The 22,812-nt window shown below is 33.8% G+C and carries 22 protein-coding genes; 9 read left to right on the top strand and 13 right to left on the bottom strand.

Going from position 1 to position 22,812, the window contains the following annotated elements:
* Positions 1-84 precede the first annotated feature (84 nt).
* Entirely contained in the window at positions 85-1,146 is a 1,062-nt protein-coding gene (locus tag IRZ78_RS10905) for a pectate lyase (protein ID WP_194616570.1), read from the top strand.
* Between the two features lie 68 nt (positions 1,147-1,214).
* Here the strand turns inward: IRZ78_RS10905 and argH are convergent, their stop codons facing one another.
* From argH to IRZ78_RS10850, 11 genes are all read right to left on the bottom strand, one after another.
* Entirely contained in the window at positions 1,215-2,495 is a 1,281-nt protein-coding gene (gene argH / locus IRZ78_RS10900; RefSeq protein ID WP_194616569.1) for an argininosuccinate lyase, read from the bottom strand.
* An 89-nt stretch (positions 2,496-2,584) separates the two neighbouring features.
* A complete protein-coding gene (locus IRZ78_RS10895) occupies positions 2,585-3,655 on the bottom strand; it encodes a M20 family metallo-hydrolase (RefSeq protein ID WP_194616568.1) in 1,071 nt (356 codons plus the stop codon).
* 277 nt (positions 3,656-3,932) lie between these two features.
* A complete protein-coding gene (gene argB, locus IRZ78_RS10890; RefSeq protein ID WP_194616567.1) occupies positions 3,933-4,709 on the bottom strand; it encodes an acetylglutamate kinase in 777 nt (258 codons plus the stop codon).
* 95 nt (positions 4,710-4,804) lie between these two features.
* Entirely contained in the window at positions 4,805-5,752 is a 948-nt protein-coding gene (locus tag IRZ78_RS10885) for an N-acetylornithine carbamoyltransferase (protein WP_194616566.1), read from the bottom strand.
* Between the two features lie 87 nt (positions 5,753-5,839).
* Positions 5,840-6,601 carry a glutamate 5-kinase gene (gene proB, locus IRZ78_RS10880; protein WP_194616565.1) on the bottom strand — a complete coding sequence of 254 codons (762 nt, stop codon included), beginning with the start codon at positions 6,599-6,601 and terminating at the stop codon, positions 5,840-5,842.
* A 234-nt stretch (positions 6,602-6,835) separates the two neighbouring features.
* Entirely contained in the window at positions 6,836-8,029 is a 1,194-nt protein-coding gene (locus tag IRZ78_RS10875; protein WP_194616564.1) for a glutamate-5-semialdehyde dehydrogenase, read from the bottom strand.
* Positions 8,030-8,115: 86 nt separating this feature from the next.
* Positions 8,116-9,255, bottom strand: a complete 1,140-nt coding sequence (locus IRZ78_RS10870; RefSeq protein WP_194616563.1) for an aminotransferase class III-fold pyridoxal phosphate-dependent enzyme — start codon at positions 9,253-9,255, stop codon at positions 8,116-8,118.
* A gap of 79 nt (positions 9,256-9,334) precedes the next feature.
* Positions 9,335-10,312, bottom strand: coding sequence for an N-acetyl-gamma-glutamyl-phosphate reductase (argC, locus tag IRZ78_RS10865; RefSeq protein ID WP_194616562.1), 978 nt, complete (start codon positions 10,310-10,312; stop codon positions 9,335-9,337).
* The gene (locus IRZ78_RS10860) at positions 10,305-11,498 is read right to left on the bottom strand and encodes an argininosuccinate synthase domain-containing protein (protein ID WP_116754117.1); all 1,194 of its coding nucleotides are present in this window, start codon (positions 11,496-11,498) and stop codon (positions 10,305-10,307) included. Before IRZ78_RS10860 ends, argC begins: the two co-directional genes overlap by 8 nt.
* 65 nt (positions 11,499-11,563) lie before the next feature.
* Complete coding sequence (locus IRZ78_RS10855) at positions 11,564-12,205, bottom strand: GNAT family N-acetyltransferase (protein ID WP_065449613.1); 642 nt, start codon at positions 12,203-12,205, stop codon at positions 11,564-11,566.
* Positions 12,206-12,768: 563 nt separating this feature from the next.
* Positions 12,769-15,039 carry a M1 family metallopeptidase gene (locus IRZ78_RS10850; RefSeq protein WP_194616561.1) on the bottom strand — a complete coding sequence of 757 codons (2,271 nt, stop codon included), beginning with the start codon at positions 15,037-15,039 and terminating at the stop codon, positions 12,769-12,771.
* A gap of 186 nt (positions 15,040-15,225) precedes the next feature.
* Here IRZ78_RS10850 and IRZ78_RS10845 point away from each other — a divergent pair, with 186 nt between their 5' ends.
* The 3 genes from IRZ78_RS10845 (at position 15,226) to IRZ78_RS10835 (ending at position 17,326) form a co-directional block, all read left to right on the top strand.
* Positions 15,226-16,077 (top strand): aldose 1-epimerase family protein, encoded by an 852-nt coding sequence (locus IRZ78_RS10845; RefSeq protein WP_194616560.1) that lies wholly within the window; start codon positions 15,226-15,228, stop codon positions 16,075-16,077.
* A gap of 10 nt (positions 16,078-16,087) precedes the next feature.
* Positions 16,088-16,639 (top strand): GNAT family N-acetyltransferase, encoded by a 552-nt coding sequence (locus IRZ78_RS10840; RefSeq protein ID WP_194616559.1) that lies wholly within the window; start codon positions 16,088-16,090, stop codon positions 16,637-16,639.
* A 132-nt stretch (positions 16,640-16,771) separates the two neighbouring features.
* The gene (locus IRZ78_RS10835; RefSeq protein WP_194616558.1) at positions 16,772-17,326 is read left to right on the top strand and encodes a DUF3575 domain-containing protein; all 555 of its coding nucleotides are present in this window, start codon (positions 16,772-16,774) and stop codon (positions 17,324-17,326) included.
* Here IRZ78_RS10835 and IRZ78_RS10830 read toward each other — a convergent pair whose 3' ends face one another.
* Positions 17,327-17,557 carry a VF530 family protein gene (locus tag IRZ78_RS10830; protein WP_194616557.1) on the bottom strand — a complete coding sequence of 77 codons (231 nt, stop codon included), beginning with the start codon at positions 17,555-17,557 and terminating at the stop codon, positions 17,327-17,329.
* A 70-nt stretch (positions 17,558-17,627) separates the two neighbouring features.
* Between IRZ78_RS10830 and smpB the strand changes: the two genes are divergently transcribed.
* The 3 genes from smpB (at position 17,628) to IRZ78_RS10815 (ending at position 19,953) form a co-directional block, all read left to right on the top strand.
* Positions 17,628-18,083, top strand: coding sequence for an SsrA-binding protein SmpB (gene smpB / locus IRZ78_RS10825; RefSeq protein WP_042564375.1), 456 nt, complete (start codon positions 17,628-17,630; stop codon positions 18,081-18,083).
* 81 nt (positions 18,084-18,164) lie between these two features.
* Positions 18,165-18,815: a membrane lipoprotein lipid attachment site-containing protein gene (locus IRZ78_RS10820; protein ID WP_194616556.1), complete on the top strand. Its 651-nt coding sequence runs from the start codon at positions 18,165-18,167 to the stop codon at positions 18,813-18,815.
* 88 nt (positions 18,816-18,903) lie between these two features.
* Positions 18,904-19,953: a Fic family protein gene (locus tag IRZ78_RS10815; RefSeq protein ID WP_194616555.1), complete on the top strand. Its 1,050-nt coding sequence runs from the start codon at positions 18,904-18,906 to the stop codon at positions 19,951-19,953.
* A gap of 120 nt (positions 19,954-20,073) precedes the next feature.
* On the opposite strand, the gene IRZ78_RS10810 is transcribed toward IRZ78_RS10815, so the two are convergent.
* The gene (locus IRZ78_RS10810; RefSeq protein WP_194616554.1) at positions 20,074-20,715 is read right to left on the bottom strand and encodes a protein-L-isoaspartate(D-aspartate) O-methyltransferase; all 642 of its coding nucleotides are present in this window, start codon (positions 20,713-20,715) and stop codon (positions 20,074-20,076) included.
* A gap of 143 nt (positions 20,716-20,858) precedes the next feature.
* Between IRZ78_RS10810 and IRZ78_RS10805 the strand changes: the two genes are divergently transcribed.
* Positions 20,859-21,824 carry a Gfo/Idh/MocA family oxidoreductase gene (locus tag IRZ78_RS10805; RefSeq protein WP_194616553.1) on the top strand — a complete coding sequence of 322 codons (966 nt, stop codon included), beginning with the start codon at positions 20,859-20,861 and terminating at the stop codon, positions 21,822-21,824.
* 89 nt (positions 21,825-21,913) lie between these two features.
* Positions 21,914-22,807 (top strand): 3-hydroxyacyl-CoA dehydrogenase NAD-binding domain-containing protein, encoded by an 894-nt coding sequence (locus IRZ78_RS10800; protein ID WP_194616552.1) that lies wholly within the window; start codon positions 21,914-21,916, stop codon positions 22,805-22,807.
* Positions 22,808-22,812 lie beyond the last annotated feature (5 nt).

Genomic DNA, 22,812 nt, shown 5'->3' with positions numbered 1-22,812 from the left:
TAAAGATTAATCATTTAAATCTGTATAATCGATTACATTTAACAAGTCAATTAAAGAAACCACAAATAAAAATATCATTATAAAATGAAACAAAATCTGCTTTTACTCTTTTTCTTATTGAGTATGTCTTCTCTTTTTGCACAAAAATATTATATGGAATCTCCTGAAGGATTTGGTGCCTCCACTACAGGAGGCCGAAACTCTACTCCTGTTACAGTAACGACTTATAATGAATTATTATCAAAAATTAAATCAAAATCTCCGGCAGTGATTTTAGTTTCAGGAGTAATTACTATTCCCAGTGGTAAACCTATCCATGAAGTTGTAACGAACAAAACATTAATAGGGCTTCCAGGCGCAAAACTTGTAAACGAAACCCAATCGAACCCCGGAGCAGGTATTTTAAATTTAAAACCCGGATCTAATGATGTAATAATCAGAAATCTTGTTTTCATTGGTCCAGGCGCTTATGATATTGATGGTCAGGATAATTTGACTGCCGATTGCACCAATCTTTGGATAGATCATTGTGAATTTCAGGACGGTCAGGACGGAAATTATGATAATAAAGGAAAAACAGATAACGTCACGATTTCGTGGTGCAAATTTACTTATCTAAAAGCACCAAAATCAGGCGGTTCAGGTGGAGCTGATGATCATAGGTTTAGTAATCTTATTGGTTCGAACAAAAATGATTCTCCTGCTGACGGACATTATAGTATAACTTTTAAGAATTGTTATTGGGCTGAAGGCTGTAAACAGCGTATGCCTCGTGGCAGAAATGCCGAACTTCATATCCTGAATTGTTATTACAGCACATCAGAATCTGATCCTTTGGCTATTGGTTTAGGTGGAGGAATTAAAAACTCAACTTGTTATGTTGAAGGAACTGATTTTGCAAAAGTAGAAAAAGTTTTTAAAGAATACATAAGCACAGATGGCGGAACAGTTGGGATTGTATTTGATCGTTGTCGCAAAGGACCAATGGATTTTGGCACTAAAGTGAGTAAACCTTCTTATTCTTACACTACGATTCCTCTTGGAAAAGTGGAACAATATGTAACGAACAAAACATGTGGTGCCGGAGCAACGCTTCAGATAACTTCAGGGGGAGTAATCTCTACAACTTGCACTAATAAAAGCTAATCAAAATATTACATAAAAAAGCCGATTTGTATTGGATACAAATCGGCTTTTTTTATTGGAAGAAAGTTTTAAAAAGCGGCTTTCATTTTATCTTTAATCGCTTCCAGACATAAATTATTGATACTGCCTTCGTGCGTGTGTTTTGTTTCTTTTGGAGATTGATACGTTCCTGCTTCTAATTGTTCAGCAACGGCTTTGTATGCATCTCTGAAAGGCATTCCTTCAACCACCATTTCGTTTAAAGTATCTACTGTAAACAGATAATCGTATTTTTTATCTTTTAAAATATTGTCTTTTACTGTAATGTCTTTTACAGAGAAAATCGCAATATCTAAACATGCTTTTAGGTTTTGAAGCGCCGGGAACAAACCTTCTTTTAAAAGCTGTAAATCTCTGTGATATCCGCTTGGTAAATTATTAGTGATTAAGGTGATTTCGTACGGAAGTGCCTGAATCTTGTTGCATTTTCCTCTGATTAATTCGAATACATCCGGATTTTTCTTGTGAGGCATAATGCTCGATCCTGTTGTAAGATGCGCCGGAAGACCAATAAAGTCAAAGTTTTGACTCATGTACAAACAAACATCCATAGCGAATTTTGATAAAGTCCCCGCAACACTTGCCATCGCAAAGGCAACGGTTTTCTCTGCTTTACCACGGCTCATTTGGGCTGCAACAGCGTTGAATTTTAAAGTTTCAAATCCTAATTCCTGTGTTGTAAATGTTCTGTTGATTGGGAACGAGCTTCCATAACCTGCAGCAGATCCTAACGGGTTTTGATCAACGATTTTTGAAGCTGCATTTAACATCGTAATATCGTCAATAAAACTTTCGGCGTAAGCAGAAAACCACATTCCGAATGAGGATGGCATGGCGATTTGCAAATGCGTATATCCTGGCAATAAAACATTTTGGTGTTTTTCTGCCGATTCCATTAACAAATCAAACAATGTTTTTACCTGTTCTTTTAAGGCTTTTAGTTCGTCTTTCAGATACAAATGAACATCTACCAAAACCTGATCGTTACGAGAACGTGCCGTATGGATTTTCTTTCCGGCATCGCCCAATTTTACGGTCAATAAATATTCTATTTTAGAATGTACGTCTTCGAAACTGTCTTCGATTTCGAAATTACCTATTACAACATCTGCAATGATTTCGTTTAAGGCATCAACTAAAGATGTGGTTTCTTCCTGAGTTAATAACCCTATTTGCCCAAGCATTTTGGCATGTGCAATAGAACCTAAAGCATCGTATTTTGCGAGAACCAAATCAAGTTCACGATCGTTTCCTACTGTGAAATGTTCGATTTGTTTGTCTGTTGGTATTCCTTTTTCCCAAAGTTTCATAGATGATATTTTTTTCGCCACGAATTCACGAATTATTTTTGATAATCTTTGAAGATATAAATTCGTGAATTCGTGGCGGTTTTTCTTTTTTATAATTTAAAGAAATCTGTTAGTATTTTGATATACAAATCGACTCCCTCTTCGATTTCGTTGATGAAAATAAATTCGTCTGCTGAATGTGAACGTAACGTTTCTCCTGGCCCTAATTTTAATGACTGACAGCTTAGAACAGATTGATCTGAAAGTGTTGGCGAACCATAAGTGGTTCTTCCTAAAGCGATTCCGGCTTGTACTAAACCGTGTGAGACTGGAATCGATGAAGCATTTAAATGCATTGATCTTGGTGTTACTTCGGCATTTACATTTGCTTTTACTGTTTCTAGAATCTCTGCATTTGTATAACGATCGGTTACCCGAATGTCAACCACTAAATCACATTCTGACGGCACGACATTGTGCTGTTTTCCTGCACTGATTTGCGTTACGGTCATTTTTACGGGACCTAAAACATCAGAGATCTTATCGAATTTATAGTTTTTAAACCATTCCATTACCGGAATTGATTTGTATAATGAGTTATCGTCGTTTTGATGTGCGGCGTGGCTTGCGGTTCCTTTTACTTTTACATCAAGAACCAACAAACCTTTCTCAGCTACAGCCAATTGCATTAAAGTTGGTTCGCCCACAATGGCGCAATCCAGCTCTGGCAAATGCTTTAAAACGCTGTTTAAACCATTTTTTCCACTGCTTTCTTCTTCGGCCGAAGCTACGATTACAAGATTATGAGATAAATTTTGATTCTGATAAAAATGAACAAAAGTTGCTAATAACGAAACCAGACATCCTCCAGCGTCATTACTTCCTAAACCAAATAATTTGCCATCTTTTTCGATGGCCTTAAATGGATCGTTGGTATAAGCTTGGTTTGGCTTTACAGTATCGTGGTGTGAATTCAGTAAAAGTGTTGGTTTGTTTTCGTCGAAATATTTATTGAAAGCCCAAACATTATTATTTTCTCTTTTAAAGGGAATCTCGTTTTGATTGAACCAATTTTCTATTAAAAGTGCCGTTTTATCTTCTTCGCTTGAAAAAGAAGGGGTTTCGATAAGGCTTTTTAATAAATTAATTGCTTCCTTGGTAAGCGTTGCAATATTTTTCATAGTTATGTTTTCTTTGCCGTTATCCCGATAACTATCGGGACAAAGTCACGAAGTTTTAATTAAATCTGTGACATTTTTAATTTGCGCAAATTTCTTAAATTAAAATTTAAAAGTACTGTGAAGCTCTGTTTTTTTGCCACTAATTACACTGATTTTCACAAATTATCTTTTTGCCACACATTTAAAATCAAAATAAACTTTTTTCTGTACGTCTAAAATTATTTTGTCTTTAAACAGAAAAAATTAGTGTCAATTTGTGTAGTGCGTGGCAATCTATTTATAAAGTAATCGTTGTATGCACAACGTCAGGATTTTGAAGCATTTTATGATGTCCAATTTTGATTTTCTGAACGCCTCTTGATAAACTATTGAAGCAATTATCCAGTTTTGGAATCATTCCGGAATGGATTACTTTTTCTTCTTTTAGTTTATTGTACAATACCTCGTTGATTGCTGTAATTACAGAATTATCATCTTCTGAATCTTGCAAAACACCTTGTTTTTCAAAACAATAAGTAAGTGTAACATCAAAAACTTCAGACAATGCAATTGATAATTCACTTGCAATCGTATCAGCGTTTGTGTTTAACAATTGTCCGTTTTTGTCGTGTGTAATAGCGCAGAAAACAGGAACGATTCCGGCTTCAAGTAGAGTTGCCAATAACTTTGTATTGACTTGGTTTACATCGCCTACAAAACCATAATCAATTGTGGGGTGATTTCGTTTTGTGGACTGAATCAAATTTCCGTCAGCTCCTGAAAAACCAATTGCGTTATTATTTTTGGCCTGTAATTGCGCTACTATATGTTTATTGATTTGTCCTGCGTAAATCATTACGACAACATCAAGCATTGGCGCATCAGTAATTCTGCGTCCGTCAATCATTTGAGGAACTAAACCAATACTTTGAGCCATTTTTGTAGCCGATTTTCCTCCTCCGTGAACTAAAACTTTATGTCCTTCGATTTTAGAAAAATCGGTTAAGAATTGTTCTAACTCGGTTGGGTTGTCAATGATGTTTCCACCTATTTTTATTACGGTAACTTTTTTCATGAGGTTCAAATGTTCAGAGGAACAAAGGGACAAAGTTTAGATTCAGTGTGTAAAAACCTCTGAACCTTTGCAACTTTGTGCCTTTGTACCTTAATTTACAATTTCTTCAAAATCTTTTGTAAAACTAATTGTGCCGAATACGTTCTGTTATTCGCTTGCTGAATTACAATTGAATTCTCGCTGTCGATTACTTCGTCAGTGACAATTACGTTACGACGAACTGGTAAACAGTGCATGAATTTTCCGTTATTGGTCAATGCCATTTTTTCGGCTGTAACCGTCCAATTTGGATCTAGATTGGTTACTTTTCCGTAATCATTGAAGTTACTCCAGTTTTTTACGTAAACGAAATCGGCATTTTCAAACGCTTTGTTTTGGTCGTATTCGATTTTGCAATCTTTTGTAATTTCAGGGCTTAATTCGTAACCTTCCGGATGTGTAATTACAAAATCCATATCTTTTTGCATTTGCATCATTTCTACAAACGAGTTTGCAACTGCCTGAGGCAACGCTTTTGGGTGCGGTGCCCAGGACAAAACTACTTTTGGTTTGTGTTTTGTTTTGTATTCTTCCATCGTAATAGCATCTGCCAAAGACTGCATTGGGTGACGCACAGCGCTTTCCATGTTTACAATTGGCACAGTAGCATGTTTCAAAAATCCTGAAATTACAGTTTCAGCATAATCCTTTTCTTTGTCAACCAAGCCTGCAAAGGCACGGATTGCGATAATATCACAATATTGAGACACTACCTCTGCCGCTTCTTTAATATGTTCTGAAGCACCTGAATTCATAATAGCTCCGTCTTCGAATTCTAATGTCCAGCCTTCGTTGGTAAAATTCATCACCATAACGTTCATTCCTAGGTTTATAGCAGCTTTTTGAGTACTCAAACGCGTTCTTAAACTTGGGTTGAAGAATAACATTCCTAAGGTTTTATTTTTACCTAAGTCTTGATTTTTAAGTGGGTTCTTTTTGATTTTTAACGCACTTTTTACCCATTTTGATAATGAGTCGATATCTTGTATTGAAATATAGTTCATGTCTTTTTCTTGTTTAATCGTTAATTTGTTTAACTATTTATTTGCCCGATCGATTAACCGAATTAACGATTAAACAAATAAACATTTCTACACAATTTTCGTAAAAGGAATTTCTCCTTCTAATGCTTTTAGAATAAAATTATCATTTAATCCGTTGACGATCCAGGTTTCTATGTTGGCGGCTTTTGCAATTCCCGCTGCTTCTATTTTAGATTGCATTCCGCCTGTTCCGTGTGATGATTTTGATTCTCCGATTTCCTTTTCTAATACTTTTAAATCTTTTACTAATTGAATCGTTTCAGGATTTTCATCGTGAATGGAATCTTTCGTATAAATTCCGTTTGTATTCGTCGCAATTATCAGAATATCAACATTTAAAAGGACCGCTGTTAGCGCCGCTAATTTATCATTATCTCCAAACCGAATCTCATCTGTAGCAACGGTATCATTTTCATTAATAATCGGAATGTAATTATTCTCGACCAAAACATTAATCGTATTGACAATGTTTACTTTTGACTGGTCTTTTTCGAAATCTGAATAAGACAATAAACACTGTGATGTCAATAATCCTAAATCGCTGAAATTCTCATGGAAAATCCGCATTAAATGGGGTTGCCCAATTGAGGCCAAAGCTTGTTTTAATGCAATTTCTTTGCCTTTGCTCTCGAGCTTTACAAATTGCTTGGCTGCGGCAATGGCTCCTGAACTTACGATTACAAATTCGTAATCTTTGTTAAGAGCGGCGATTTGCATACCAATATCTTCGATCTTTCCTCGCGAAATATGATTGGTTTCTTTGGTTAAAGTATTACTTCCTATTTTTAATAAAATCCGCTTTTTTGACATGCTGTATTTTTTTTCCGCAAAGGGCGCAAGGTTTTTTATTCTGTTTGTGTTTACAAACGCTAAGCTCGCAAGGTTATCTTTCAATAAATTCCAATTTTTTAAATTGCTTCGCCTGTTCGCTATCGCTCGAGTCCAAATTCTAATTCCTACTTTGTGAGTAATAAAAATTCAAAAAAACTGAAATCAGAACTCGTTAATCCTCAATCTAAAATCTGAAATCAACAATCTAAAATTCTATCGAATCTGTCCATCCCCGTATACATACCATTTGTTTGTTACAAGATGCTGTAAGCCAATTGGTCCTCTTTGATGTAATTTATCGGTGCTTATCGCTAATTCTCCTCCTAAACCAAATTGTCCTCCGTCAGTAAAACGTGTTGAGGCGTTTTGATAAACGGCTGCTGTATCAACGGCATCCATAAATTTTTGTGCTGCTTTGTCATCTTTGGTAATGATTACCGCAGAATGGCCTCCACAATATTTATTTATTTTTTCGATTGCATTTTCCTCAGAATCAATAGTTCCGATGACAATTTTATAATCTAAAAACTCTTCGTACCAGATATCTTCGTTTTGAAGTGTTTCTGTATCTTCGAAGCTTTTTAAAGATTCATCGACAATTACTTCTACATTCGATTCTTTTAATGTTTCGATTAAAATAGCTGTAAAACCTTCAAAATTTGGCAATTTAGAATCTATCAAAACTTTATCAACTGCGTTACAAGCTGAGATTTTAGAAGTTTTGGCATTTAAAATTACTTTTAAGGCCAAATCTGTATCTGCATATTGATGAACGTAAACAAAATTATTTCCACGTCCGCTTACAATTACTGGGCAAGTCGCGTGTTGCTTGACAAACTCAATTAATTTTTCTCCTCCTCTTGGAACAATTAAATCTACTTTTTGAGTTGGTTTTTCTAAAAAAGCCTGAGTTTCTGACCGATTATAATTTAAATACTCTACCCAATCTTTTGAAACTCCGTTTTCTTCTAAAGCCTGATGCCATAGATCAACAATTTTTAAATTGGATTTTAAAGCTTCTTTTCCTCCTTTTAATAAAATCTTATTTCCGGATTTAAAAGCAATTCCTCCTGCTTCAATGGTAACGTCAGGACGAGATTCGTAAATGATTAAAATCGTACCAAAAGCTGCTGTTTTATTAATGACTCTTATTCCATTATCATGAGTAAAATGAAAACGCTCTACTCCAACCGGATCTTCTTGTGAAGCTAGTTGATTCAAAGATAAAATCATCTCGTCGACTTTTTTACCATCTACTTTTAGGCGTTCTTCCATCGCTAAATCAGAGCCATCGTAAGCTAATAAATCCTCCTGATTGGTGAGTATTATTTGACTCCGCTCTTGCTCGACCAGCTTTGCCATGGAGCGCAAAACCAGATTGCGTTTTTCAATTGATAATGGATTCATTTTTTTTTGTTTTAATTGGTTAATCGTTAATTCGTTTAATCGATTAACCAGTTAAACAATTAAACGAATTAACAGTTATAGGCAAACTAATTATTAAGCTCTTCTAAACTTTCTTTTAAAGCTACAATAAACGTATCTATATCTGATTTTTTCACCGTTAATGGCGGTAAAATTCTTAACAGATTTTTGTTGTTAGCACTTCCTGTAAAAATATGTTTTTCGATGATTAATTTCTTTCTTAAAGCAGCTACATCAAAATCGAATTCAACGCCAAGCATTAATCCTTTTCCTTTTACTTGCTTGATTCCTGGAACTTCTCTGATTTTTTCTAAGAAATACTCATATACTTCATTTACATTCTTCTGTAAATCAAGTTTTTCAATTACATCCAGAACCGCGATTCCTGCAGCACAAGACAAGTGGCTTCCACCGAAAGTAGTTCCTAATAATCCGAAACTCGCTTCAAATTTTGGAGAAATTAAAATAGCTCCAACCGGAAATCCATTCCCCATTCCTTTTGCAACTGAAATAATATCAGCATTGATTGCGTGGTGTTGGAATGCGAAAAACTTACCGCTTCTTCCGTATCCTGATTGTACTTCGTCTAAAATTAAAACCACATCGTGTTTTTTACATGCTTTTTCTAGAGCCTGAAAAAACTCGGTTGTTCCTTCGTCTAAACCTCCCACTCCCTGAATTCCTTCGATAATTACAGCCGAAACATCACCTTTTGCCAGTTCTGCTTCAACTAATTCGATTTGATTTAAAGGTAAAAAAGTAACTACTTGTTGTGCATTGATTGGTGCTACTATTTTCTTATTATCTGTAACAGCAACGGCCGCAGAAGTTCTTCCGTGAAAAGAATTATGAAAAGCTACAACTCTTGATTTTCCGTTATGGAAAGAGGCTAATTTTAAAGCATTTTCGTTTGCTTCAGCTCCCGAACTGCATAAAAACAATTCATAATCTTCTAATCCTGAAAGTTTTCCTAATTTTTGAGCCAATTCTACCTGCAAAGGATTTTGAATAGCATTTGAATAAAATCCTAAATGATCTAATTGATTTTTTAGTTTTTCAACATAATCTGGTTGTGTATGGCCAATTGAGATTACACCATGTCCGCTATATAGGTCTAAATATTCCACTCCGTTCTTATCTGTAATTGTGCAGTCTAGCGCTTTTACAGGAGTGATATCATAAAGTGGGTATACGTTAAATAAATTCATTTTCTTGCTGTTTAATTGTTTAACCGTTCATTTGTTTAATCGATTAACCGAATAAACGATTAACCGTTTTGACAACAATTTAAAATCCGCTTGGTTTCAAATGTAAACCTGTAGTTTCTTCTAATCCGAACATTAAATTCATGTTTTGAATCGCTTGTCCTGAAGCACCTTTGGTTAAGTTATCAATGATTGAAGTAATTAAAATCCGGTTTCCTTTTTTCAATAAACTGATGATACATTTGTTGGTTTGAACGACTTGTTTCATGTTGATGTTTGTCGTTGTAACCGTTACAAAAGGTTCATTTTTATAGAAATCCTTGTATTTAGCAACTAAATCTTCTAAGCTTTCATCAGAATCTGTATATAATGTTGCAAAAATTCCTCTTGTAAAATCGCCTCTATTCGGAACAAAAATTAATTCATCTGAGTAATCAGCCTGCAATTGTTTTACGCTTTGGTTGATTTCTCCCAAATGCTGGTGTTCAAAAGCTTTATAATGCGACATATTATTGTTTCTCCAACTAAAATGAGAAGTTTCGGCAAGACTTACGCCTGCACCTGTACTTCCTGTAGTTGCATTAATATGAACATCATTTTTAAGCAGATTATTTTTAGCTAATGGTAATAAAGCCAATTGAATCGCTGTAGCAAAACAACCTGGATTTGCAATAAAATTTGCTTTTTTAATTGCAGCTTTATTCAATTCAGGCAATCCGTAAACGAATTCTTTTCCGTCAAAATTAGCGTCTTTCGTTAATCTGAAATCATTTCCTAAATCGATGATTTTAGTGTGACCAGCGAACTTATTTTCTTGTAAAAATGAAATCGATTTACCGTGGCCCAGACATAAAAAAACAACATTTACGTCAGGATTTACAACATCAGTAAAATTCATTTCAATATCTCCCATCAAATCGTGGTGTGCCACAGAAAGTGGTTTTCCAGCATTTGTCGTACTGTAAACAAAGTCAATGTTTACATTGGGATGATACATCAAGATTCTGATAAGTTCTCCGGCTGTATAACCCGAACCACCAATTATTCCGATATTAATCATGATCTAAATGATTTACAGATGAAAATATGTTTTGTGCATTTCCTAAAATCTTAATAAACCCTTTTGCATCGTCAGATGTCCATGCGTTGTTCATTTCTCCGTACTGACCAAAACCTGTATTCATCAAATCATTATCTGATTCAATTCCGTCAAGCGAAAAATGATATGGTTTTAAAGAAACGGTTACAACACCATTTACTGTTTTTTGTGTGTCTTGCAAGAATGTTTCGATGTTTCTCATAACCGGATCTAAAAACTGACCTTCATGAAATAACATTCCGTACCAGTTTCCTAATTGTTCTTTCCAGTATTGTTGCCATTTACCAAGAGTATGTTTCTCTAATAAATGGTGTGCTTTAATGATGATTAATGGCGCAGCAGCTTCAAAACCAACTCTTCCTTTAATTCCGATAATTGTATCACCTACGTGAATATCTCTACCAATTGCAAAAGCATTTGCCAGTTTTTCAAGGGCTACAATATTATTTGATGGTTTATCTAATTGACCATTTATTCCAACTAATTCTCCTTGTTCAAAATGCAATCTTACTTTTTCTTCTCCTTCTTTTTTCAATTGTGAAGGATAAGCGTCACCTGGCAATGGCTGGCTTGAAGTCAGCGTTTCTTTTCCTCCAACGCTTGTTCCCCAAAGTCCTTTATTGATCGAATATTGTGCTTTTTCCCAAGAATAGTGAACTCCATTTTTAGATAAATAATCAACTTCTTCTTGTCTTGATAATTTTAAATCTCTAATTGGTGTAATGATTTCAATTTCAGGAGCGATGGTTTGGAAAATCAAATCAAAACGAATCTGGTCATTTCCTGCACCTGTGCTTCCGTGTGCGATGGCGCTTGCTCCAACTTTTTTAGCATATTTAATGGCTTCAATTGCCTGAAAAACACGCTCTGCACTTACTGATAATGGATATGTATTGTTTTTTAATACGTTTCCAAAAATCAAATATTTAATAGCTTTATCATAATATTTATCTACGATGGTTAGGTTGGCGTGTTGCGCGCTTCCTAATTCGTAAGCTCTTTTTTCGATTGCCGATAATTCTTCAGCATCAAATCCTCCTGTATCTACAAGTACGGTGTGAACTTCGTATCCTTTTTCATTTTTTAAATATTTCAAACAATACGAGGTATCTAATCCTCCACTATAAGCTAATACAACTTTTTTCATTTTTTATAATTTAGGCTAATACTTTCGTATGTAGCAAGTTTGAGATTTCTTTTTTAATTTAATTCTTAAGATAAAAAACCGAAAGACAGTATTTTATTCAGGAATAAAGCTTGTTTTATTTTTTTTAATCTGCTTAGAACAGCCTCATTAAAAGGATGTCTTGGCGGATCTTTTTGTTTTTCTTTTGGGTCGTACAGCATTCCGGTACAAAGGCACATCTTGTTTTCTTTGCTTTTCAGAATTTCATAGTTGGTACAGGTTTTACATCCTGACCAAAAACTTGGATCTGTTGTAAGTTCAGAGAAAGGAACTGGTTTATAACCTAAATCAGAGTTGATTTTCATTACAGCCAAGCCGGTTGTAATACCAAATATCTTAGCGTCAGGGTATCTTTTTAGAGAATAATCAAATACTTTTGATTTGATTTTTTTCGCCAAACCTAAACTTCTGTAATCCGGATGTACAATTAAACCAGAATGTGCCACGAATTTTCCGTGTTGCCAACTTTCGATATAACAAAAACCTGCAAATTTTCCGTCTGCCAGAGCAATCATCGCATCACCGTTCGACATTTTTTTCTGAATGTATTCAGGAGTTCTTTTAGCAATCCCTGTACCTCTTAACAAGGCAGATGATTCTATTGTATCGCAAATTTCCTGTGCGAATTTGAAGTGTTCTTCCTGAGTAACAACAATAGAGATTTTCATTTCAATAGTTGAAGTTAGAGTTAAAAATTAAAACGTGTTGTTTAGTTTGAAATCCAGAAATCGATCCAACAAAAATAGACATAACAGAAGTAACATTCTCAAAATCAAAAACTTGATTAAGAAAATTTAAAAAATTAAATATATTTTTAGGATATGTTTGTCCAATGGACAAATTGTGTGATTTCAAAATGAAAAATGAATATAAATAAATATGCGGCGAAAAACTCTGTGAATACTATAGAGATAGTATCCGTACTTCGGGAGAAGTTACAGGTGAGTTTGTCCGTGACAAAGAAGTTATATGTAAACTTATTTTATTCATCGGTGCAAAAATACACTATTTTTTTATTTCCAAAACAAAAAATCAAAATTCTAACATTTTTTTAATGAAATGTTATTTTTATAAGATGCTAGAATTCTAAGTTACTAAGGTTCTGAATCTTTGCTAAAATGATGATCTAAACAAAACTTGGTGAGCTTACAACTGGAAATCAAAACCAAAAGAAAACCCGATAGCTACTGTAACTATCGGGTTTTAAGAATTTTATAATTTTATTTTATTTTTATTTTTTAGTAAACGGAATTGTTTCTCCGTTACCTAAAATAATCATATCGAAACCTGTTTTAGCTTCATTAAACTTAAATTTTAATCCGGCACTTGTAGATTGAAATGTGTCTTTTTCGTTTTCTACAGGAGCTACAGTAAACTTAGGAAAGTTTGTAATTTCAACATTTAATGTGCTGTTCTTTTCGGTAAAATCAATTTTCAAAGGTGCTCTTGAAGTTGAATATGTTCCTAAATAACCATCTAAAATTACATCTTTCTCTATTTTACCGTTTCCCGATGTCCACACGTTGTTTGCTTCGTTATTATCCGGAAAAACATGATCAGGGTCAAGAGTAATACTTTCGATTTCTTCTGTAGAATTATGTTTAAAAGACCATACAGTATTACGTTGCCAAATTTCTACAGGCAATTTAACTCTTGTAACCTTCCCGCTTTTTGTTTTCACATCTAAAATAATCGGCATTGGCATTTTATCAAAATTCTCTACTGTAATTATAACTCCTTTTGACGGATCATTTTTTACATATTTTATTGAATTAATTCCCTGATCAAAACGCCAGTTGTTTACGTACCAGCTTCTCCAGAACCAGCTTAAATCTTCACCAGCTACATTTTCCATAGATCTGAAAAAGTCATCCGGTTGAGGATGTTTGTAAGCCCAACGCTCTATATAAGTACGGAAAGCATTATCAAAACGCTCTTTTCCTAATATTTGTTCTCTTAAAATAACCAATCCAGAACTTGGTTTAAAATAGCATAACATACCAATATTAGCTTCCTTCATATTATCAGGCGAACTCATTATAGTTTCTAAGCTAGGTCTGGTAAAAGATTCTGCAGCTTTATGTAAATCTGTTGGTGCTTCTACATATTCACCTTTATTAAATTCCGCAGTGCTTAACGAATTGATAAAAGTATTAAAACCTTCATCCATCCAGGCAAACAATCTTTCATTTGAACCAACAATCATAGGAAACCAGATATGACCAAATTCATGATCTGTAACTCCCCATAAATCCTGGCCTTTTGATTCCCAGCTGCAAAAAACGATTCCAGGATATTCCATTCCGCCTTCATTTCCTGCTACGTTTGTCGCTGCAGGATAAGGATATTCAAACCATGTTTTAGAGTAATGCTCTATCGCTGCTTTTACATATTCTGTAGAACGGCCATAAGCTCCCTGTCCTGCACTTTCTACCGGATAAGCAGATAAGGCCAACGATTTTTTACCACTTGGCAAATTAATTTTTGCTCCGTCCAAAACAAAAGCAGGAGATGACGCCCAAGAAAAATCACGAGCATTTTTGATCTGATAATGCCATGTTTTTTCACCAGTAGCATTTGTATTTGCTGTTGCAGCAACTTCTTCGGCAGAACGAATTGTAACTGTTTTATCGCTTTGACCAGCTTCTTTATAACGTTTAAAAACCTCCGCAGGCAATACTTCTGCCCCGTTTATCAATTCTCCTGAACCTACAACATAATGATTGGCAGGAACGGTAAGTTTTACATCAAAATTACCGTATTCTAAGTAAAACTCAGAAGCTCCTAAATACGGATGCGTGTTCCAGCCTCTTACATCATCATACACACACATACGGGGATACCATTGTGCAATGGTGAAAATTTTACCATTTTTAGTTTCTAAAACTCCCATTCTGTCTGATCCTTCAAAAGGAGCTGTGAACGCAAATTCGATTTTAATTTTTACTGTACCTCCTTTTGATGCTAATTCTTCAGGAAGAAATATTTGCATTCTGGTGTCTGTAATTACATATTTTGCTTCAACATCAGTTTTTTTCTTTCCAACAGAAATTACTTTAACTGATTTAATTTTATTTCCTCCATCAAAAACCTGCCCCTGAGCACCGTTACGGCTTCCCGTTAAAGGCACAACTGCATTTCCTCTTGAATCTTCTTTGAATAAATTCTGATCTAAATTCAACCATACAAATCCTAATTTATCAGGACTATTATTGGTATACGTGATTTCATCTGTACCAATAATTTCATTTGTAGTCGCATTTAATTTTGCCGTTATCTGATAATCGGCCCTGTTTTGCCAATATTCAACTCCCGGCTGACCACTTGCAGAACGAGTCGAAGTCCCGTTTTTTGTATAAAAATTGGGCGAAAACGCATCATGATAACTATAATTATTAACTGGAGTTACTACTGCTGTTGCAGGCTTTTGTTGTGCCCAAACAGAAGAAATCCCAACAAACAAAGCCATGGTTAATAAGGCTCTCGAAGATTGTATTTTCATATTTTTTAGCTGTTTATGTAGCAAATTAATGAAAAAAAAAGCTATTTACAGAGAAAGCATGAAGCTTAAATTGAATTTTAGCAAAATTTTATCAAAAAAATAATTTGAAGCATTTTCCTAAAAAACTAAAATTTATAAAATATATTTACATCAATATAAATTTCATTCATTTCAACACTAAACACTTTGAATACAACTATTTCAAATTCAACAATAAGTGCCTCTATAAAACATGCCGGAGCCGAATTATTTTCATTAAAAAGCAATCAAAACAAAGAGTACATCTGGGAAGGCAATCCTGATTTTTGGGGAAAGCACTCTCCTGTTCTTTTTCCTATTGTAGGAACTTTAAAAAACAATACTTATACAATTGAAGGAAAAGAATATCAATTACCAAGACATGGTTTTGCACGTGATATGGAGTTTCAATTGATTCATAAAACCGAAAACAGTGCTACTTTTTCATTAGAATCGACAACAGAAACACTTACAAAATATCCTTTTGAATTTGAACTACAGCTTATTTATACACTTAAAGAAGCTTCATTACATATAGGATATAAAGTCATTAATAAAAGTGGTAAAAAATTGCCTTTCTCTATTGGGGCTCATCCGGCAATAGCATTACCTAAAAATTTTGAAAACTATGCTTTTGAATTCGAAAAAAAAGAAGTTTTAAAATATCATCTTTTAGAAAATGATTTAATTTCTAACAAAACCAAAGTTTTAGAAACCACTAACAATATTGTTACTTTAAATTATAAATTATTCGAGAACGATGCCTTGATTTTTAAAACATTAGAATCAAAATCATTAAGTATTCTTGAAAATTCAAAGCCTTATATAAAAGTTGCTTTTGAAGATTTTCCAAGCTTAGGACTTTGGACTAAAGATCAGGCGCCTTTTATCTGTGTTGAACCCTGGCTAGGTTATTCAGATACTGCTGAAAACTCTGGAGATTTGTTTGAGAAAGAAGGAATTTTAGTTTTGGATAACAATCAAACCTTCCAGTCAAAATTTAGTATTACAATATTATAATTCAAGAAAAATGTTAGAATTTAACTTCACCCCATTTCCCGTCTTAGAAACAGAACGTTTGCTTTTAAGAAGAATAACGAATGATGATGTAAATGAAGTTTTCGAATTACGTTCGAATCCTGAGACCATGAAATACATTCCAAGACCATTGGTAAAAAACAATGAAGATGCGCTGGAGCATATTGCTATGATTGAAGAAAAAATCGTAACAAACGTTGGTATCAATTGGGGTATAACTCTAAAAGGAAGCCCAAAACTTCTTGGTATTATTGGTTATTACAGAATGCAACCTCAAAATTTCCGTGCTGAAATTGGCTATATCTTATTACCTGAATTTCAGGGCAAAGGAATTATTCCCGAAGCTGTAAACCGATTAATTACTTATGGCTTTAAGGAATTAAAATTACATTCTATTGAAGCTTTGATTGATCCTGAAAATTATGCCTCTGAAAAGGTTTTACAAAAATGCGGTTTTGTTAAAGAGGCACATCTAAAAGAATCTGAATTTTATGAAGGTCGTTTCCTAGACAATGTAATTTACTCATTACTAGAACCTAAGTAATATAACATACTTATTAAAAAAAATATTCTTGTTAAATTAAAACATTTACATAATAGTAATTAATGGTTTGCGTTATATTTGCACCCGAAATAAGCGACAAAGCTTTGTTTTAATATCGCGAAAACCCAATTTATGAAAAAATTCTTAATCCTACTTGTTCTTTTCTTTTCGATTCAGTCTCAAAGTCAAACTTTTATTAAATTCAATGCCGCAACTGCAATAGTTGCAATACCTAATATTGGTATTGAAACCAGTATAGGAGAAAAAATGACTTTTAGTGTTGATGTAATGGCTTCTTTCTGGGAATCTTTTAATGGGCATAGTCCAATGAAATTTTACACCTTAACACCTGAAGTTCGTTACCATTTTAAAGAAAAGTATAACGGATTTTATGTAGGTGCTCATGCCGGTCCGGATGTTTACGAATTACAAAAATGGAATTATTGGGATACCAATAAATACGAACATGGCTTTGGATACCGCTTAGGTGTTACTGTGGGATACAATATCAAATTAAGCGACAAATTTGTATTGGATATTTTTGCCGGAGGTGGATGGCACCAAGGATTTTATAAAGGATATTACAATGACGGAACTCCGGGAAGATATGAAAAAGCACCAAACTGGAACAAAAGCGGCGAATGGTTACCATATCGCGGTGGTGTTATGATTTCTTATAAATTATAATCACTTCACAAATTTAGGCAGAGATTTTACATATAAATCTTCTACTTTCTTTCTCGCCCAGTCGGTTTTTCTTAAAAAAGTCAAACTAGATTTTACACTTGGGTTTGAAGTAAAACATTTTACAGGAATTATTTCTGCCAAAGTATCAAAACCATAATGATCTACTAAAGCTTCTACTATTTTTTGAAGCGTGATTCCGTGTAACGGATCTTTTGATTGTTGTTTTTCCATGATGCAAATTTATATCATTTATGCAAAAACAATTGCTGTTTCATTTATTTGTTACTAAATTTGTCAACCTATGTTAAAAACAGTCAATATACTAAATAAAAGAGCTCGATTTGATTATGAGATAATCGATACCTATACTGCTGGAATTGTTTTATCTGGAACTGAAATCAAATCGATACGATTAGGAAAAGCAAATATCACCGAAAGTTTTTGCGAATTTAGCAATCTGGAGCTTTTTGCAATCAATACTTATATCGAAGAATATACATTCGGAAATCAATTCAATCACAAATCAAGAAGTGAAAGAAAATTGCTTTTGAATAAAAAAGAATTAAAAAGTCTTCATAAAAGTGTTCAGGCAAAAGGACTTACTATTGTTCCTTTGAAATTATTTACTAATGAAAAAGGACTTGCAAAACTGCAAATTGGTCTTTGCAAAGGAAAGAAAAACTACGACAAGCGTGAATCTTTAAAAGAACAAGACACAAAACGCGATCTGGACCGAATAAAAAAAGCTTATAATTAAAAGTTATTTTTTAATTACAAGAATAGTGTTTATTTCTCTTTTATACGTATTTTTACTACAATCATTATAAAAAATTGTAATATGAAAAAATACTTATTTTTAGTAATCGCTGTTCTTGCGCTTTCAGGATGTGGTAGTAATACCTCTATCGTTAATAGCTGGAGAGATCCAAAAATAACAGTCGCTCAGGAAAATTTTAAAAAAGTTTTGGTTGTAGCCTTATTAAAAGACGAAGCTTCCAGAAGAGTTACTGAAAACAGAATTGCTGCCAGTAATGAAATCTTCAAAACATCTTACCAATATTTAAACGAAACAACCAAAGATCTTACTAAAGAGCAAAAATTAAAAATATTGCAGGATGAGAATTTTGACGGAGTTATTACATTGCGTTTAGTAAGTAAAGAAAAAGAAACAACTTATGTTCCGGGAACTTATACCGGTATGTACTACGGCGGATTCGACGGCATGTATACAGGTATGTATGGATACGGTTTTGGAAACTGGTACGGAATGTATTCTCCTAACTTTTATGATCCGGGATACTATCAGGAAACTACATCTTATATGGTAGAAACGAATGTTTTTTCATTAAAAGAAAATAAACTAATCTGGACCGGAACTACAAAATCAGATTATGTTACTGATTTAGGTCAAACCGTTGATGCTATTATGCAGACTGTAGTTCAGGAAATGAGAAAAGATGGTTCTCTTCCTCCAAAAAGTAAAATATAATTTTAGAAAAGCAATATTCAATATTGCTTTTTTATTTTTATTAAAAATGACTGAATTCGTCATGACAATTTAAAACTTCTTTACAAATATGAAAAAACTTCTTAAAAATGCAAGAGAACTTAAAGGATTAAAAACTAGAGAAGTGGCGCAAATTCTAGGTATTGATCAGGCATTAATAAGTAAATTTGAATCAGGATCAAGAAAACCAACCAGAGAACAAATTTCGAAACTTTCTCAGCTTTTAGAGATTGACTTTGAAACTTTAATGATTGCCTGGCTCAAGGAAAAAATTCTATACGAAATTGGAGATGATGAATTTGCCTTAAAAGCATTAATAGTAGCAGAACAGGAAATTAAATACAATAAAACTGTTTCGAAATTAAAAATTTCCAAAACTTTAGAAAATCTTTTAAAGGAGATTGATCTATTAAAAGCAAAATTAGACAGTTATGACCAATATGACAGCTTTAGAATTACTCAGGCATTAGAATTAGAATATACTTTTGAAAGTAATAGAATTGAAGGAAACACAATGACACTTCGTGAAACTGACATGGTCATTAATGAAGGTCTTACAATTTCCGGAAAAAGTATGCGTGAGCATCTGGAGGCCATTAATCATAAGGAAGCGATTGGTTTTATCAAAGATTTAATGCAAAGAAATGTTTCATTAAACGAACGCGATCTTTTATCAATCCATAATTTAATTCTGCGTGGGATAATTCCAGAAGACGCAGGTCGTTACCGTAAAGTACAAGTTATGATAAAAGGAAACACACATATGCCACCACAACCATTTATGGTTGCCAAAGAAATGGAAGATTATTTTATTTGGTATGAAACTAATAAAAATAAACTGCATCCCGTTATTTTGGCAGCCGAAATGCATGAAAGATTAATCACAATTCATCCTTTTATAGATGGAAACGGAAGAACGTCCCGCTTAATTATGAATTTAATTTTATTACAAAAGGGATATATAATTGCTAATATTAAAGGAGATTATGAAAGCCGCATGCAATATTATCAGACTTTAGAAACTGCTCAGACAAAAAACGATAAAGAAGACTTTTTACTTTTTGTAGCTAAAACTGAAAAAGAAAACTTAGAACGATATATTGGTATTATTACGCAATAAAACAAAACACGAATTTCACTAATTTACACAAATTAAATAATCAATTGCGTTTGTGAATTTAATTTCAAAAAACAAATAGTGGTAATTTGTGAAATTCGTCTTTAAAATTTATAGTTATTTTTAATTTTTATCTTCTAATAAAGGAACAAATCGAAACTCTCCAAACTCATGTTTTTCGAATTGTGTTTCGTTTTTACGAATCAATAAGGTCATAATCTGAACATCTTCTCCTAACGGAATAACCAGCCTTCCTCCTATTTTTAATTGCGCCATTAAAGGCTGAGGAATAAACGGAGCTCCGGCAGTAACAATAATACTATCAAACGGTGCATAACTTGGCAACCCTTTATAACCATCACCAAAAGATAAATGTTTAGGGCGGATGTTTAATTTTGGAAACAAATTTGAAGTTGTTTTAAACAATTCATTTTGTCTTTCTACACTAAAAACCTTAGCGCCCAACATACATAAAACTGCAGTTTGGTAACCTGAACCGGTACCAATTTCAAGAATTTTGTGTTCTTTTTTAACTTCTAATAATTGCGATTGAAAAGCAACGGTGTACGGCTGCGAAATAGTTTGACCGGCTCCTATAGGAAAAGCCTTATCCTGATAAGCATAATCTTCAAAACTTGAATTCAAAAAAAGGTGTCTTGGGATTTTTTTTATCGCATCCAAAACTGCTCTATCGGTAATTCCTTTATGTTCTAAAGTGCTTACTAATTGATTACGAAGTCCTTGATGTTTGGCAGTGTCTTTCAAAATAGGTAGGTTTAATTTTTGCAAAAATAAGAAAGTAAATAGGAAATCAAATATTGATTTTTAATTATTAAATCGCTAAATCTTTATTGCATTCACTTTTACTTTCAACAAATAAATTATATTTTTGTTTAAAATACATTCTCATGTTAAAAGTAGGAGTTTTAGGTGCTGGTCATCTTGGTAAAATACATTTACGCTTATTACAACAATCTGACAAATACGAACTAGTTGGATTTTACGACGAAAATCAGGAAAATGCCGAACGAATATCAAAAGAATTTGGCTATAAAAACTTCAGTACTATTGCTAAATTAATCCACGCTGTGGATGTTATTGATATTGTCACTCCAACACTTTCCCATTATAAATGTGCTAAGGTAGCCATAAAATCAGGAAAACATATCTTTATAGAAAAACCTATTGCCAATACCGTTGAAGAAGCCGAAGAAATTATTGCTTTGGCCAAAGAATATAACGTAAAAGGTCAGGTTGGTCATGTTGAACGCTTTAATCCAGCGTTTATTGCTACAAAAAACATGATCGAAAACCCAATGTTTATAGAAACGCACCGTTTGGCAGAATTTAATCCGCGTGGTACAGATGTTCCTGTAGTTCTGGATTTAATGATTCATGATATTGATGCTATCTTAAGTGTAGTAAATTCAAAAGTAAAAGATATTCACGCCAGTGGAGTTTCGGTTATCAGTGATACTCCGGATATTGCAAATGCCAGAATTGAGTTCGAAAACGGATGTGTTGCAAATTTAACAGCCAGCAGAATTTCGTTGAAAAACATGCGCAAGACACGTTTCTTCCAAAAAGATGCTTACATTTCTGTAGACTTTCTGGAGAAAAAATGCGAAGTAGTCCGTATGAAAGACGCCCCGGAAATCCCTGGAGATTTTGATATGATTTTGCAAAATGCCGAAGGCGTGAAAAAGCAAATCTATTTTACCAATCCTGATGTCGAGCAAAACAATGCCATTCTTGACGAATTAGAATCTTTTGCAAACGCCATAAAAACAGATACAACTCCTGTTGTAACACTTGAACAAGCAACTGATGCCCTAAGAGTAGCGTATCAAATCATTGATTGTTTCCAAAAATAATTGAAAGTTTAAAAAATAAAAATAGCCACGAATTCACGAACCAATTGGTGAATTCGTGGCTAAATCATAAATATAATATCTAAGATAAAATGAAGACTATAGCTGTAATTGGTGCAGGAACAATGGGTAACGGAATTGCTCATACATTTGCACAAAGTGGTTTTACTGTAAAACTAATTGACGTTTCTGAAAAATCATTAGACAAAGGAATGGCGACTATTGCCGCAAACTTAGACCGAATGTTGTCTAAAGGAACCATTACGCAGGAAGATGTTGCTAAAACAATCACCAATATTATTACCTATACTGATATTAAGGACGGTGTTGTAGGGGTTGATTTAGTAGTTGAAGCCGCTACAGAAAATGTAGAACTAAAACTAAATATCTTTAAACAATTAAACGAAACTTGTTCTCATAATACCATTTTAGCAACCAATACTTCTTCCATATCTATTACACAAATCGGAGCTGTTGTAGCACATCCTGAACGTGTTATCGGGATGCACTTTATGAATCCGGTGCCAATTATGAAATTGGTCGAAATCATTCGCGGATACAACACCAGCGATGAAGTCACTAAAATCATCATGGACTTATCTGAAAAATTAGGAAAAACTCCTGTTGAAGTAAACGATTATCCAGGTTTTGTGGCCAACAGAATCCTGATGCCTATGCTAAATGAAGCAATCGAAACGTTATACAATAAAGTAGCCGGTGTTTATGAAATTGATACTGTAATGAAATTAGGAATGGGACACCCTATGGGCCCACTTCAATTAGCTGATTTTATTGGTCTTGATGTTTGCCTTGCGATCTTGAATGTAATGTACGAAGGCTTCAAAAACCCAAAATATGCCCCTTGCCCATTATTAGTAAATATGGTTAGAGCCGGAAAATTGGGCGTGAAATCCGGAGAAGGTTTTTATGATTACAGTGAAAGTAAAAAAGCAGAGAAAATCTCTAAGCAGTTTATCCTTTCATAAAAAAG

The sequence above is a fragment of the Flavobacterium sp. CSZ genome (assembly GCF_015350725.1).
Classification (GTDB): Bacteria; Bacteroidota; Bacteroidia; order Flavobacteriales; family Flavobacteriaceae; genus Flavobacterium.
Note: the sequence above shows the minus strand (reverse complement) of the source record. Positions and strands in the feature narration are given on the sequence as shown.